Below are 12,527 nucleotides of genomic sequence, written 5' to 3' on the forward strand. Positions count from 1 at the left end.
GTGTTTACTCGACTCATTCCGCAAATAACGAGCATAATGCAAACTAATTCATCCGACCTACTTATTCATGTAAATACTAAATTATTCATGGTGTCGTTCAGGGGGCTCACTTTCTTCAACCACTTTTCCCTAACCATATGGCCTTCGACGTCAATCTGCTCAAAACCCGCTCCCAATGCATTGCTGCTAAAAATTCGCTCGAAGCCGAGCTGGACAGCTACAGCGTGCGCAATACGAATCTGGACTTTCGCGACCGGCAGGCCGAACGCTCCGAAACCTCGGTGGCCTCGCGCCTGGCCACTGCTACCAGCCAGTTGGCCTACGCCACCCAGGAGCTGGCCCGCCCCGACCTCTCCGACGTGGACCGCAAGCGCTACAAAGCCCAGCAAATGACAGCCCGCCACCAGAAGGAGCGCCTCGAAAGCCAGGCCGAAGAAGAAGGCGGCACCACCGCCTTCCTGGCCGATGTGAATGCCGACCAGGTCGACGGGCAGGTGGCCATCCTCACGGCTGCCATCGCCGCCACCCAAACCCGCCACGACGCGCTGCCGGCGTAGTTCGGGCGTTGTACCAATAAAAAGGCCGGCCCCACGCAGTGTGGGGCCGGCCTTTTTATTGGTGCACAGAAGCCTTAACGGTTATTATTTAAGGGCCCTAAGGGAGTCAATGCTGCGAAATACCGCCGCCCGGTAGTCCAGCCAAGTACGGTACGTGACTAAGTCATGGTGGTCCATCGGGGCATTGGTACTGATGCCGGGGGTATTGCGGTCGATGATGGTGTGCTTGGCACGGGCGGTTCGCTCATAGTCCCGTATGAATTGCAGGTTGCTCAGCGCCCAGGCCTTCGCCCGCGCCCGCAGTTCCTGCGCGTTGGGGTGCTCGATAGTGTCACTGGCTAATTCCTCGTCATAGCTCAGCTCGTGGGCTATCTGGGCATCCGCACCGGTAAAAGGAAGCAGTTCGCGGCTCTCCGAAGGCTGGGGCTGGCTTTGAGGCGGGATTTGTGTCGGTGTTTGCGGGCACCCGGTGAGCAAGGTTAAGCCCAGCAGGCTGGCGCCAAGTAGCAATGAGCGACGCGCCGGGCCTCTGGGGGCATTCCTGGCAACACTCATTCTGATAGAATGGAACATGGTAAAGGGGTTTGTGGAAGGATACAACGTCTCAAACATAAGACAAGATCTATACTGCCATTGAAAACAGATGGCTGTTTTAACCCGTCAACAACATCATCATCAATTGTCTCTAAACCAAAGCTGTATTACTGCTTGGCAAACGAAGTGGAAAACGAAAAACCCCACGATTTTTGTCGTGGGGTTTGGTCGGTTCATCGGAATGGTGTTTCCTCTACAGCAGCGTGCCTCTAAGCAGCAGTAGTGCCACCGAGAAGTAGATAATCAGGCCCGTCACGTCGACCAGCGTGGCCACGAAGGGGGCGGAGGACGTGGCTGGGTCGAGGCCCAGCTTCTTGAGCAGCAGCGGCAGCATGGAGCCCGCCAGCGAGCCCCACAGCACAATGCCCACCAGCGCAATGCCCACCGTGAGCGCTACCAGTGCCCAATGCGGGCCATAAATGGGTGTGATGGCCTGCCAGATGGCAATGCGCCCAAAGCCCACGAGGCCCAGAATCAGGCCCAGGGCCAGGCCGGTGATGATTTCGCGCCGCAGCACCCGCCACCATTCGCCCAGTGTGAACTCGCCCAGCGCCATGGCTCGGATGATGAGCGACGTGGCCTGCGAGCCCGAGTTGCCGCCCGAGCTGATAATCAAGGGCACGAACTGCATCAGCACAATGGCTTTTTGCAGCTCGCCTTCGAAGAATTGCATGGCCGAAGCCGTGAGCAATTCGCCCAGAAACAGCACCACCAGCCAGCCGGCCCGCTTTTGCACCAGCGTCAGCAGCGGCATGGTGAGGTAGGGCTCGTCCAGCGCTTCGGAGCCGCCGAGCTTCTGCATGTCCTCGGTGTCTTCCTGCTCGCGAATGCTCAGGATGTCGTCGATGGTCACGATGCCGAGCAGGATGCCCTGGTCCGACACTACCGGCAGGGCGTTGCGGTCGTTGCGCCGGAAAATATCGATGGCTTCTTCCTGGTCCTGGGTGGCAGTGAGCTGCACAAAGCGGCGGTCCATGAGGTCGCGCACCCGCGCCGCGGGCGCCGCCAGCAGAAACTCCCGGATGCGGATGTCATCAATCAGCACGCCGTGGGCGTCGGTCACGTACAGCATGCTCAGCGTTTCGGACTGCCCGCCGTGCTGCCGGATGTAGTCGAGCACCTGCTGCACCGTCCAGTTCTCGCGAATGGCGATGTAGTCGGGCGTCATCAGGCGGCCCACCGAGTATTCGGGGTAGCCCAGCAGCTGCAGCGTCACCTTGCGCTCTTCCTCGCTCAGGCTCTGCACCAGCTCGGCCACAAAGTTGGCGGGCAGAAACTCTAGCAGGGCCGTGCGGTCATCGGGCGACATCTCGTTGAGGATGTCGGCCATCTTGTCCTGGGCCAGGTTGTCGAGAAAGTGCCGCTGTTCCTCGATGTCGAGGTACTCAAACACTTCAGTAGCCAGCTTCAGCGGCAGCAGCCGGAAGATGATGAGCTGCTCCCGTTCCTCTTCGGCCTCAATCAGCGACACCAGCTCCGAGGGCTGGTAATCGCGAAGCAGCTGCTTGAGCTTAAAAAATTCGCCCTCCTGAATCAGGGACGTGATGGTTTCCACGGTCTGCGGCTGCATGAAAAAGAGGAGGGAGATGCTTCGCTAGGCAAGCGGGGTTGATGACGGGAATAAGCTCCACAAAAGTAGGGCCAAGCGGGCCACAGTAGCACGCAGCCTGTGCTGCATACACGAGCGCAGCGAGTAAACTCTTTGGCGCCGTTCTCGTGAATACACTCGCTGGGCTCGTATACGCAGCAAAGGCTGCGGGCTACAACTACCCCAAATTCCCTCAACGGCCCCATCTTGCCGCCCCAACTCTGTACCTATGCCCCTTGATGCTTCTGCTGTTGCCATGCCTTTGGGCACCCTCGTGGTGCTCGGTGGTGGCGACGACGACCCCCTGCTGGCTTTGCTCGCCGGCCTGCTGCCCGACCGCAACGCCCCCATCGAAGTGTTGACCACTGCCACGCGCCGCCAGCCGGCCCGTACCGCTGCTGCCTATGCGCATGCCTGGCACCAGCTGGGCTGCCCCCACGTGCGCCACCTGCAGGTGAACGAAGACAACCCCGCCGACGCCCCCGCAACCCTGACTCGGCTGCGCCGGGCGGCCCTCGTGTTCATGAGCGGCGGCGACCAGGAGCGCATCACCGATTTCCTGCTCGGCACGGAGTTTTTGGAAGTCCTTCGGCATAAGTACCAGCACGAAGCCGGTTTCATTGTGGCCGGTACGTCGGCTGGAGCCTCGGCCATGGCGGAGGTGATGTTGGTGGACGGCCACGGGTGGCGCAGCCTGCTCGGTGGCCGCATCGAGGTGAAGCCCGGCCTGGGCCTGCTGCCCGGCGTGCTACTCGACCAGCACTTTGCCGAGCGCGGCCGCTACCCGCGCCTAATGCACGCCGTGCTGGCCCAACCCGAATTGTTGGGCATCGGGCTGAGTGAAGAAACGGGTCTTGTTATCCGCGCCGGCCAGCCTGTGCAGGTGTTTGGTGAGGAAGCCGTGGTAGTCGTCGACGCGGCCGAAGTGCACCACAACAACCTGCCGGGGCTGGCCGACGGCGCGGTTATCAGCGGCCACGGCCTGCGCCTCCACCTGTTGGTAGCCGGCCAGCAGATGGATTTGGCCACCCGTGAGGTGATACCGGCAAACGGTTGAATTGGTGACTGGCTGCATGGCTGACGTGAGGCGGATGCATTGACCAGTCAGGTTGGCTATCCACCTATTCACTAACCCATCAATTCGGCTGGGCACCAAACCCGTCTACCTTTGCGTTGATGGCCCGAAAATATTCCGTGCGTTTCATGCCAAGTTCTCATTTCTGGTCGCGGCGCTTGCCCGGCCTGCTGCTGGTGCTGCTCACGGTGCTGCCGTGGGCTTGCACCCGCAAAACTGTATCCTTCAACAGCACCCCCGAGCCGCCGGCCCTGGCCGTGTCGGACACGCTCACGCGTACCTCCGATACGCTCGGGGGCAAGCCCTCGCTCAGCACGGCCCGCAAGGTGGTGCTCACCAAGGAGCAGGAGCGGCTGGCCAAAGAGCAGGAAAAGGATGCCCAGCGCAAGTCGAAGAAGCCCAAGAAAAACGTGTTTCTGGGCGAGCGCATCAAACGCGCCTACACCAAGACCGGACCCAAGGGGCGCAACCAGAAAATTACGATTTTCTATTATCTGAAGTATCCTCAGGTGCTGAATGCCTACGCGCCGTCGCATTACTACTACGACACCAAAAAGCATAAAATTCTGCCTCTGGCAGCAATTGAAGACGAAGAGCCAAACCTGAAAATCCTACACGGCCCCTATAAGGTGGTGCAGAACAATAAGGTGCTCGAAACTGGCTACTACGCCCTCGGCACCCGGCACCTGCGCTGGGAAACTTTTAATACAAATGGCGTGCTGCTGGCCAAAACCCACTACGAAATGGGCTTCCCGCGCGACGCCAACGTGAGCTACTACGGCGAAGACCGCAGCCTCATCAACGAAGTGGTGCCCTACGTGAACGGCAAGCTCGAAGGCGAATACGCCAAGTTCTTGGTGAATGGCCAGCCCGACTGGCGCGGCCAGTTCGAGAACGGCAAGCGCGTGGGCGTCTGGACCAAGTACTGGGGATTCCGGGCCCGCCGCCGCTACGAGTACCAGTACGGCGAATCGGGCTACGACCCCGAGGTAACCGAACCCGAGCTCATCCGCCAGTACAACCGCAATGCGGTGCTCATCTACGACAAGGAGAAGAACTACGACCACCGCAACGACCCCGACGCTGTAGACCTGCCCGCCGCCCAGCGCCGCCCCGGCTATACGCCCCGGCCTGTTTACAAAGCCCCCGGCAAAGTGCAGCCCAAGAAGAAGTAAGGCTTTACTGTGCTGGCGCTTCTGCTCATGGTCCGTACCTCAGTAAAAGGCGTCCTCAAAGTGCTCAATGCGGAAGCCCGAGCTGAGCAGGGTTAGCGCCAGAATGTCGAAGCGGATGTCGCCGCGCCAGTCCATCTCCTCCTGCAAATGCGTGGCCGCGAGCCGAAACAGCTCTTTCTTACGTTCCGAAACAAAGGTTTCGGGCTCGCCGAACTGGCCGGAGGAACGGGTCTTCACCTCAGCAAATACCAGTAGACCAGCGCCCTGCTGTAACACTAAATCTACTTCGGCGCGGCCGTGGCGGTATCCACGCGCCAGCACTTGGTAGCCTTGAGCCATCAGGTAGTTGGCAGCAGCCTCTTCGCCAGCCTGGCCGAGTTGGTGGGGCGCGTGCGCCATTGAGTAGGGGAGAGGAGGGCCACACGAGCCCTCGGGAGCTGCAAGCTAGCCGTACCGGGGCTGGCCACCAAGCTTCTGCCAAAGCTTGCGGCGGGTCGTACCTTCGCGGTTCGTTTTTGCCCTTGCCGCCTATGGTTACTTCCGCTCCCTCGTTTTCGGCCCTGCTGCCCGCTAATACTCCGGCCGCTAACCGCGGCGTGCAGGTGCACCGCCTGGGCCTGGTCGAGTACGTACCCACCTGGCAACTCCAGGAAGCACTGATGGAGGCCACGCTGGCTATCAAAACCCAGAACCGCTTGGGCGAAGCTGCGGGTACTGCGCCGTTGCTTACGCCCAACCACCTGCTGCTCTGCGAGCACCCCCACACCTACACGCTGGGCAAAAGTGGTAAGCCTGAGCACCTGCTACTGGACGATGCCGCCCTGGCTGCCCATGAGGCCAGCTTTCACCGCATCAATCGGGGCGGCGATATCACCTACCACGGTCCCGGCCAGCTGGTAGGCTACCCCATCTTGGACCTCGACAATTTCCGGCCCGACATCCACTGGTACCTACGCACGCTGGAGGAAGCCGTAATCCGCACCCTGGCTGAGTATGGTTTGAACGCCGGCCGCATTGCCGGCCTCACCGGCGTTTGGCTCGATTGGGAGGAAGGTGCACCTAACCCGCGCAAAATTTGCGCACTAGGCGTAAAGTGCAGCCGCTGGGTTACCCTGCACGGCTTCGCCCTGAACGTTGCGCCCGACCTGTCCTATTTTGGCCACATCGTGCCCTGCGGCATCACCGACAAAGCCGTTACCTCGCTGGCCCATGAACTAGGTCCAGGCTCTGCCGTTACCGTAGCCGAGGTGCAGGAGCGGCTGCTCCCGCACCTGCTGGGATTAGTAGGTGGCACGGACCCTGCTGCTGAGGCAACTGCGCCCGTCATCACCCCGAACCTTTAATAGTGAATTCTGGCAAGCTGTGAAATCCGCTCAGCCCGTATAATGCTGCAATGAAGCAAGATATTTCGTTTGACCCTATCGAAGGTGTATCCGTAGCCGTAGTACTGGCCGCCGACCAGGCCCTCAATGCCAATGGGCAGCCCATCTGGCAGGTTTACCTACTGAACGAAAATGACTTCCCCCTCGAAAACGTCATCATCAACGCCAACGGCTACGGCCAGCAGCCCGATGGCGAAAAGGTGCGGACTTCCACGTTGCGCTACCTATTCGAGCAGGTGCCGCCGTACACCGCCGTCCCGGTCGAGCCCCTCGACCCATCGCTGTTTCATCTCAATAACCAGTACTGGGTGAGCTACTACCGGGGTCCCCAGATTTTCGATAAGAAATTCATTTTTGTGCCCGATTCCATCGTGCCCGACAACTTCTCCAACATTCCCTTGCTCGACCGCGTGGGCGTGCTACATAGTTAAATTTCTTTGGTGTTGGCCTACCTTCTGGGTTCAACTCTCATGCAATACTTTATGAATCATCTCGATATTCCCTTGGCTTTGTCCTGGATGTGGGCGCTACTGGTATCGTTGTTTGCTGTGCCGTCCATCATCTACATTGCGCACCTCAAAAACATGCTCGATACGCCCAACGGGCGCACCGTGCACCAGTCGCTTACTCCGCGCTTGGGTGGGGTGGCGGTGTTCGCGGGCTTTATGTCGGCCCTCACCATTTTCGCGCCCCTGCAAAATGGTGTGAAGGAGCTGCTCGCCGGCTGCATCATTCTGTTTTTCGTGGGCCTGAAGGATGACCTCGTAGGCATGTCGGTATCGAAGAAGTTTGTGGGCCAGCTTCTGGCCACGGGCATTGTGATGATAATGGCCGATGTGCGCCTCACCAGCTTCCAGGGCATCTTGGGCATTGACACGCTTCCGGTCGGTATCAGCTACGCCTTCACCTTCTTCGTCATTGTCGGCATCACCAACGCCATTAACCTCATCGATGGTCTCGATGGCCTGGCTGGTACCATTGTGCTCATCATTTGCAGCACATTTGGCTATTATTTCTACTCCTACGGCGGGGCCGGGTTTGGTAACTATGCTTACGTGGCCATCTGCCTGATTGGCGGTTTGCTGGGTTTCTTGCGCTATAACTTCCACCGCGCACCCATCTTTATGGGCGACACCGGTTCGCTTGTTTGCGGCTTCATTGTGTCGGTGCTGGCCATTCAATTCATCGAGATGGGACTGCGCGTTGGGCAGCCGTTCAGCGCTTCGGCGCCCTCGGTTGCTGTAGGTATCCTGTTCGTGCCCTTGTTCGATACCTTGCGCGTGTTTTCGTTGCGCATGGCCGCTGGCAAGTCGCCCTTCTCCCCCGACAAGAACCACATCCACCACCGTATTCTGGCCATGGGTTTCCAGCAAATCAGCACCGTGTTGCTGTTAGCTATGCTTAACATTCTGGTTACCCTGTTCGTCATTCGATTCGCCCACCTCGGCAATACCATTCTAATAGCTGCACTGGCGAGTTTCTCGGTTCTGCTCAGTATCTTCTTCGGCGTATACCAAAGCCGTCTTTCCCGCCGCCAGCTGCAAGCTGCCCAAGCCTCCGGTCAATAGCCCTTTGCCTCATGCCAGCCCTTTGCCTCTTGCGCTTGCCCCTGCCGCGCCTGCTGAGTTGGCTGCTACTATGCATTTGCTTATTGAAAGGAGCCGCAACTCAGGCCAGCGAGTACCGCCAGTTGCCGCCCGCTTCGCCAACTGCCCTCTCCACCGATTGGTTGATTCATGATGCGGCCCGGAACCGGCTCATCTTTTACCTGCCGGGCTACCACCAGCCGTCGCACGCCTACTACCAGTGGGTACGTATCAGCCACAACCAGCCGTTCCCGCTATCCTTCGCTGCCCAGCCCGGCCTTAGCCTGTTTCTCGACAACCAACTCGTTTTCACGGCTAGCGCATCCACCACCTACGCGTTCGACCTAGCGCTGTTATTGCCCTCCCAACTGGCTCCTGGCCGTCACCTGCTGGCCGTGTGGCAACCCGATGGGTCTCCCGCGTTGGCCTCGTTTTCGGGTGTAGCTGCTGTAGCCAGTGCATCAGCTACCGGCCTGCCCAAAGTTGCTGGTTTGGCCCTGCCTCGCTTGCCCGCCCCCCAGGGCCAGAACGTTTACCTGGGGTTTTTGCTGCTGTTGGGCCTTTCGTACGGGGCCATTCGCTCCACTTACCAGCCCGGTCTGGCACGCATCTTTCAAATCGAAGAACTCTTTGGCGTTAGTGGCGACCAGTCGGCCTTCCTCGTCAAGCCTGCATTCTCACTGCTGAACCTACTGCTGGTGGTGCTGTTCGCCCTCTCGTTTGGCCTGCTACTCACTGCCATCCATACCGATTTGCAGAACCTGCCGTTACTTCGGCAGTTCATCAACGTGCCCGAGTCGGCCATTGTAGGACGCGTTGTGCTCTATACAGCTATCATCACTTCTTTCGTTTTTGGGAAGTACCTGTTTCTGTCGTTGATGGCCTACATTTTCGGCCTGCAACCACTGGTCGATGTGCAGTACCGCGAGTTTTTGCGTACTACGCTGCTGGTTGGGCTTATTCTCCCGCTGGTGCTGTTGCTCTACCTCAGCCTCAATGGTACGTTTCCGCAGGCAGTTGCTTGGGCTGCTAGCATTGCCATCGGCCTCGTACTAGTGGGCACAGTGCTGCGCGTGGCCCGCACGCTGCACCGGCATGCCTCCCTGCTGAATCTGCATTTGTTTGCTTACCTTTGTGCTACCGAAGTACTGCCTCTGTTGGTGGTACTTAAGCTTATTGTTTTTACATACTGATTGATTCCGGCCCCTGCGGCCGGGCCAATTCCCTCCCGACTCTTATTGTCCTAAGCATTACCCCCTTTCCTTCCTGTATGGCCGAGAGTGCAGACAAGCCGGGCACAGGCCGGCACGCCAAGCGCATTAGCAGCATCCTGGTTACCCAGCCCAAACCCACCAACGACGTTTCCCCCTACTTCTCCATTGCCGAGAAATACGGCATCAAAGTAGACTTCCGGGAGTTTATCGACGTGCAGCCCGTGTCCTACAAGGACTTCCGGAAGGATAAAATCAATATCCTCGAATATACGGCTGTCATCTTCACCAGCCGCAATGCCGTCGACCACTTCTTCCGGATTTGCCAGGAGGCCAAGCTTGAGATGCCGGCAGAAATGAAGTACTTCTGTATTTCTGAACAGACTGCCAACTACTTGCAGAAGTATATTGTGCTTCGCAAGCGCAAGCTTTTCGTTGGCGAGCGCACTGCAGCCGACCTGTTCGATGTTATCAAAAAGCACAAGGGAGAGAAGTTTCTGTATCCTTGCTCTGATATTCGTAAGGATGACCTGCCAGTATTCATGCGGGCCAACAATCTGAAGTTCAGCGAGGCCGTCATCTACCGCACCGTAGCTAGCGACTTGTCAGACCTGTCTGACGTAAAGTACGACTGCATCGCGTTTTTCAGCCCTTCAGGCATTAGCTCGCTCTTCATCAACTTCCCCGACTTCGTTCAGGGTGGGACCCGCCTAGCTGCGTTCGGCCCCACAACCGCCAAAGCAGTTATTGATGCCGGGCTCATTCTGGATATCGAAGCGCCCCATCCCAACGCGCCTTCCATGACCGGAGCAATTGAAGCTTATATCCGCCTCCATGGCCAGACCCAGTCGGACAAGGAAGCCCCTAAAGGTGCCAAAACCAGCGCTTAAGAGACCTGATAGATAAGACTTTAACTATCAAAAACCGGCCTGGGAATTTCCAGGCCGGTTTTTTTTGTTTGAATTTTTTGGAGAGAGATTTTGAGTTACATTTGGAAGCTGTTCTTCATCGCCGGTCCACCCCCCTCCATCCCGGTTGCTTCCCTCTTCTAATACTCTGCACCTTACCTCCATGAAAGGAACTTTACTTGCAACGCTGTTGCTTTTGGCAACAGCTGGCTCGGCATTAGCCCAGCAGCAGCCCCAGTTCACCCAGTACAGTCTCAACGGCATGTCACTTAACCCAGCTTACGCGGGTATCAAGGGCCAGGGCGAGATAAACTTGCTTGGGCGTTACCAGTATTACAATTATGGCTCCTTTGGTGGTGCCAATGGCTCGCCACGTACCGGACTGTTTACTGCCTCGCTGCCTATCCTTGCCATTAGTGGCGGCGTTGGCGTGAGTGTATACTACGACCAGGTAGGCCAATCTAAAATGACCAATGCGGCTCTCTCGTACTCGCAGCACATCAAGCTAGGAGAAGGCAAACTTGGAATTGGCATCCAAGGCATTTATACTTACTTGGGAAAGGGCACATATATTGCTATTGACCCTGACGACATCAACGTACCCAAAGATGCATCTGACAGTAAGTTTGATGCCGGCGTTGGGGTATGGTACGAAGCGCCCAAGTTTTATGCTGGCTTGAGCCTCAACAATTTGTTGAGGTCGGGTTACACTTTTAAGAGCAGTGGTACCCAAGGTACCGCTAGTAAGTATCTGGCAGAAAACCATGCGTATTTCACCGCAGGCTACAATATCGATGCTACTTCTTCCGTTGTAGTGACACCATCGGTGCTAGTAAAGGCCGTGTTGCCGGGGGCTTATTCTGACAAAGGCAAATTTGATAATAGCAATAACTATTCATTTGAAGGTGGTGTACGCGCTACCCTCGACGATAAATATTGGGTTGGTGCCAACTATCGGCATCAGGAATCCGTTTCAGGTATGTTAGGCGCGAGTATTGCTAAGGATAATGCGTTGCGTTTAGGTCTTGCGATGGACATCATCACTATCAACCAAGCCGCCCGAGCGTTCAGCTCCTACGAAATTATGCTCTCCTACCGGCTGCCCAAGGTTGGGCTGCTGACCCGCCCGGCTATCCGCACCCCGCGTTACAGCTTCTAATTTTACTATTTTTTTATTCTAGCCTAAAATTGGCATTATCCAATTGAGTTAGGATAAAATTTAGCTAAGCTTAAAAATAACAAATCGGATTAACCGAGTTATTTGCGCTGTTCAGCGTGTTTTTAGTAAAATTGATTGGTTCTGGGAATGGCGGGGTATTGCACAGTATCCTAAAAAAGTGTAGATTTGCCAGCCCATCTAAATGTACTTTAGCGGTATTGGTAATTAAAACAGAATCTCTAACTCTCATGAACAAGCTTTTAGCAGTATCTCTTTTCGCTATCTCCGGAGCATTATTAGGTGGGTGCGGATTTGGTAAAGGCCCTCAGGGCGACCTGGTTGGCGCGGAAGACCGTCCTATTTTCAACCCGCAGGAAGTTCCCCTCGGCATGGTTCCCTGTCCGGGCGGCACTTTTCATATGGGCCAGACCGACCAGGATATTTCTGCGTCGATGGTAAACATGAACAAGCAGGTGACTATCGCCGGCTTCTACATGGACGAAACCGAGATTACCAACAACGAATACCGTCAATTCGTCGATGCCATCAAGCAGGACTCGCTTGATGTACTGGGCGAAGAGTACGTGATGACCGAGCTTTACCCCGATACTACGGTGTGGGTGCGCGACTTCACCTACCACATGGGCGACCCCCTGTTGGAGTATTACTACACTCACCCTGCCTTCGACGATTATCCAGTAGTTGGGGTGGACTGGTTTGCTGCTAAGTACTTCTGCAACTGGCGCACCAAGTTCCGCAACGCTGCCCGCGAGGAAACCGGCTTTGCCAACGATCCGAACTTCCGTCTGCCTTCCGAGGCTGAGTGGGAATACGCCGCCCGCGGTGGCCGCGACTTGGCTACTTATCCTTGGGGGGGACCTTACCTGCGCAACAGCAAAGGCTGCATGCTGGCTAACTTCAAACCCGGCCGTGGCGATTATGCTTCCGATGGCTTTGCGTACACCTCAGAAGTAGGTTCTTTCTTCCCCAACGACTTCGGCCTGTACGATATGGCCGGCAACGTGTCTGAGTGGTGCGACGATGCGTACATGGAAGCGTCGGTGCCTGTAGTTTGGGATTTGAACCCCACTAACCCCGATGATAACGAGCCGCGCAAAGTTGTACGCGGTGGTTCGTGGAAAGACATTGCCTATTTCCTCGAAACAGGCACCCGCAATTTTGAATATCAGGACTCGGCACGCTCCTACATTGGCTTCCGTTGCTCCATGATTCAGATTGGCATGGGCACCAACAGCTCACTCAACTAAAGTTATAATATCAGTTAGTACCAA

General features: G+C 56.9%; 13 protein-coding genes. 10 read left to right on the plus strand and 3 right to left on the minus strand.

Going from position 1 to position 12,527, the window contains the following annotated elements; translation table 11 throughout:
* Positions 1 to 137: 137 nt before the first annotated feature.
* Positions 138 to 557: a hypothetical protein gene (locus ABD837_RS17585; RefSeq protein WP_345057077.1), complete on the plus strand. Its 420-nt coding sequence runs from the start codon at positions 138 to 140 to the stop codon at positions 555 to 557.
* An 84-nt stretch (positions 558 to 641) separates the two neighbouring features.
* Here ABD837_RS17585 and ABD837_RS17590 read toward each other — a convergent pair whose 3' ends face one another.
* Positions 642 to 1,130: a hypothetical protein gene (locus tag ABD837_RS17590; protein WP_345057079.1), complete on the minus strand. Its 489-nt coding sequence runs from the start codon at positions 1,128 to 1,130 to the stop codon at positions 642 to 644.
* A 214-nt stretch (positions 1,131 to 1,344) separates the two neighbouring features.
* Positions 1,345 to 2,721, minus strand: coding sequence for a magnesium transporter (gene mgtE / locus ABD837_RS17595; protein ID WP_345057081.1), 1,377 nt, complete (start codon positions 2,719 to 2,721; stop codon positions 1,345 to 1,347).
* A gap of 247 nt (positions 2,722 to 2,968) precedes the next feature.
* On the opposite strand from mgtE, the gene ABD837_RS17600 reads away from it, so the two are divergent.
* Together ABD837_RS17600 and ABD837_RS17605 are read left to right on the plus strand one after the other, a co-directional pair.
* Entirely contained in the window at positions 2,969 to 3,796 is an 828-nt protein-coding gene (locus ABD837_RS17600) for a cyanophycinase (RefSeq protein WP_345057083.1), read from the plus strand.
* 146 nt (positions 3,797 to 3,942) lie between these two features.
* A complete protein-coding gene (locus ABD837_RS17605; RefSeq protein WP_345057085.1) occupies positions 3,943 to 4,989 on the plus strand; it encodes a toxin-antitoxin system YwqK family antitoxin in 1,047 nt (348 codons plus the stop codon).
* 39 nt (positions 4,990 to 5,028) lie between these two features.
* On the opposite strand, the gene ABD837_RS17610 is transcribed toward ABD837_RS17605, so the two are convergent.
* A complete protein-coding gene (locus tag ABD837_RS17610) occupies positions 5,029 to 5,388 on the minus strand; it encodes a YraN family protein (protein WP_345057087.1) in 360 nt (119 codons plus the stop codon).
* Between the two features lie 131 nt (positions 5,389 to 5,519).
* Between ABD837_RS17610 and lipB the strand changes: the two genes are divergently transcribed.
* The 7 genes from lipB (at position 5,520) to porK (ending at position 12,503) form a co-directional block, all read left to right on the plus strand.
* Positions 5,520 to 6,332, plus strand: a complete 813-nt coding sequence (gene lipB / locus ABD837_RS17615) for a lipoyl(octanoyl) transferase LipB (protein ID WP_345057089.1) — start codon at positions 5,520 to 5,522, stop codon at positions 6,330 to 6,332.
* Between the two features lie 50 nt (positions 6,333 to 6,382).
* Complete coding sequence (locus ABD837_RS17620; protein ID WP_345057092.1) at positions 6,383 to 6,802, plus strand: hypothetical protein; 420 nt, start codon at positions 6,383 to 6,385, stop codon at positions 6,800 to 6,802.
* A 51-nt stretch (positions 6,803 to 6,853) separates the two neighbouring features.
* Entirely contained in the window at positions 6,854 to 7,939 is a 1,086-nt protein-coding gene (locus tag ABD837_RS17625) for an MraY family glycosyltransferase (RefSeq protein ID WP_345057094.1), read from the plus strand.
* 11 nt (positions 7,940 to 7,950) lie between these two features.
* Positions 7,951 to 9,150: a DUF4271 domain-containing protein gene (locus ABD837_RS17630; RefSeq protein ID WP_345057096.1), complete on the plus strand. Its 1,200-nt coding sequence runs from the start codon at positions 7,951 to 7,953 to the stop codon at positions 9,148 to 9,150.
* Between the two features lie 77 nt (positions 9,151 to 9,227).
* On the plus strand, positions 9,228 to 10,058 hold the full coding sequence (locus tag ABD837_RS17635; RefSeq protein ID WP_345057098.1) for a uroporphyrinogen-III synthase: 831 nt from the start codon (positions 9,228 to 9,230) through the stop codon (positions 10,056 to 10,058).
* A gap of 181 nt (positions 10,059 to 10,239) precedes the next feature.
* Positions 10,240 to 11,235 (plus strand): PorP/SprF family type IX secretion system membrane protein, encoded by a 996-nt coding sequence (locus ABD837_RS17640; RefSeq protein ID WP_345057100.1) that lies wholly within the window; start codon positions 10,240 to 10,242, stop codon positions 11,233 to 11,235.
* 248 nt (positions 11,236 to 11,483) lie between these two features.
* Positions 11,484 to 12,503, plus strand: coding sequence for a T9SS ring complex lipoprotein PorK/GldK (gene porK, locus ABD837_RS17645; RefSeq protein ID WP_345057102.1), 1,020 nt, complete (start codon positions 11,484 to 11,486; stop codon positions 12,501 to 12,503).
* The last annotated feature ends 24 nt before the right edge of the window (positions 12,504 to 12,527 follow it).

The organism is Hymenobacter glaciei, from assembly GCF_039539585.1.
Taxonomy (GTDB): domain Bacteria; phylum Bacteroidota; class Bacteroidia; order Cytophagales; family Hymenobacteraceae; genus Hymenobacter; species Hymenobacter glaciei.

Bases quoted from the DNA above. Each gene is read 5' to 3' on its own strand.
- ABD837_RS17590 (WP_345057079.1), bottom strand. From the start codon at position 1,130: ATGTTCCATTCTATCAGAATGAGTGTTGCCAGGAATGCCCCCAGAGGC.
- ABD837_RS17635 (WP_345057098.1), top strand. From the start codon at position 9,228: ATGGCCGAGAGTGCAGACAAGCCGGGCACAGGCCGGCACGCCAAGCGC.
- ABD837_RS17630 (WP_345057096.1), top strand. From the start codon at position 7,951: ATGCCAGCCCTTTGCCTCTTGCGCTTGCCCCTGCCGCGCCTGCTGAGT.
- ABD837_RS17600 (WP_345057083.1), top strand. From the start codon at position 2,969: ATGCCCCTTGATGCTTCTGCTGTTGCCATGCCTTTGGGCACCCTCGTG.
- ABD837_RS17585 (WP_345057077.1), top strand. From the start codon at position 138: ATGGCCTTCGACGTCAATCTGCTCAAAACCCGCTCCCAATGCATTGCT.
- lipB (WP_345057089.1), top strand. From the start codon at position 5,520: ATGGTTACTTCCGCTCCCTCGTTTTCGGCCCTGCTGCCCGCTAATACT.
- ABD837_RS17605 (WP_345057085.1), top strand. From the start codon at position 3,943: ATGCCAAGTTCTCATTTCTGGTCGCGGCGCTTGCCCGGCCTGCTGCTG.
- porK (WP_345057102.1), top strand. From the start codon at position 11,484: ATGAACAAGCTTTTAGCAGTATCTCTTTTCGCTATCTCCGGAGCATTA.
- ABD837_RS17610 (WP_345057087.1), bottom strand. From the start codon at position 5,388: ATGGCGCACGCGCCCCACCAACTCGGCCAGGCTGGCGAAGAGGCTGCT.
- ABD837_RS17640 (WP_345057100.1), top strand. From the start codon at position 10,240: ATGAAAGGAACTTTACTTGCAACGCTGTTGCTTTTGGCAACAGCTGGC.
- mgtE (WP_345057081.1), bottom strand. From the start codon at position 2,721: ATGCAGCCGCAGACCGTGGAAACCATCACGTCCCTGATTCAGGAGGGC.
- ABD837_RS17625 (WP_345057094.1), top strand. From the start codon at position 6,854: ATGAATCATCTCGATATTCCCTTGGCTTTGTCCTGGATGTGGGCGCTA.
- ABD837_RS17620 (WP_345057092.1), top strand. From the start codon at position 6,383: ATGAAGCAAGATATTTCGTTTGACCCTATCGAAGGTGTATCCGTAGCC.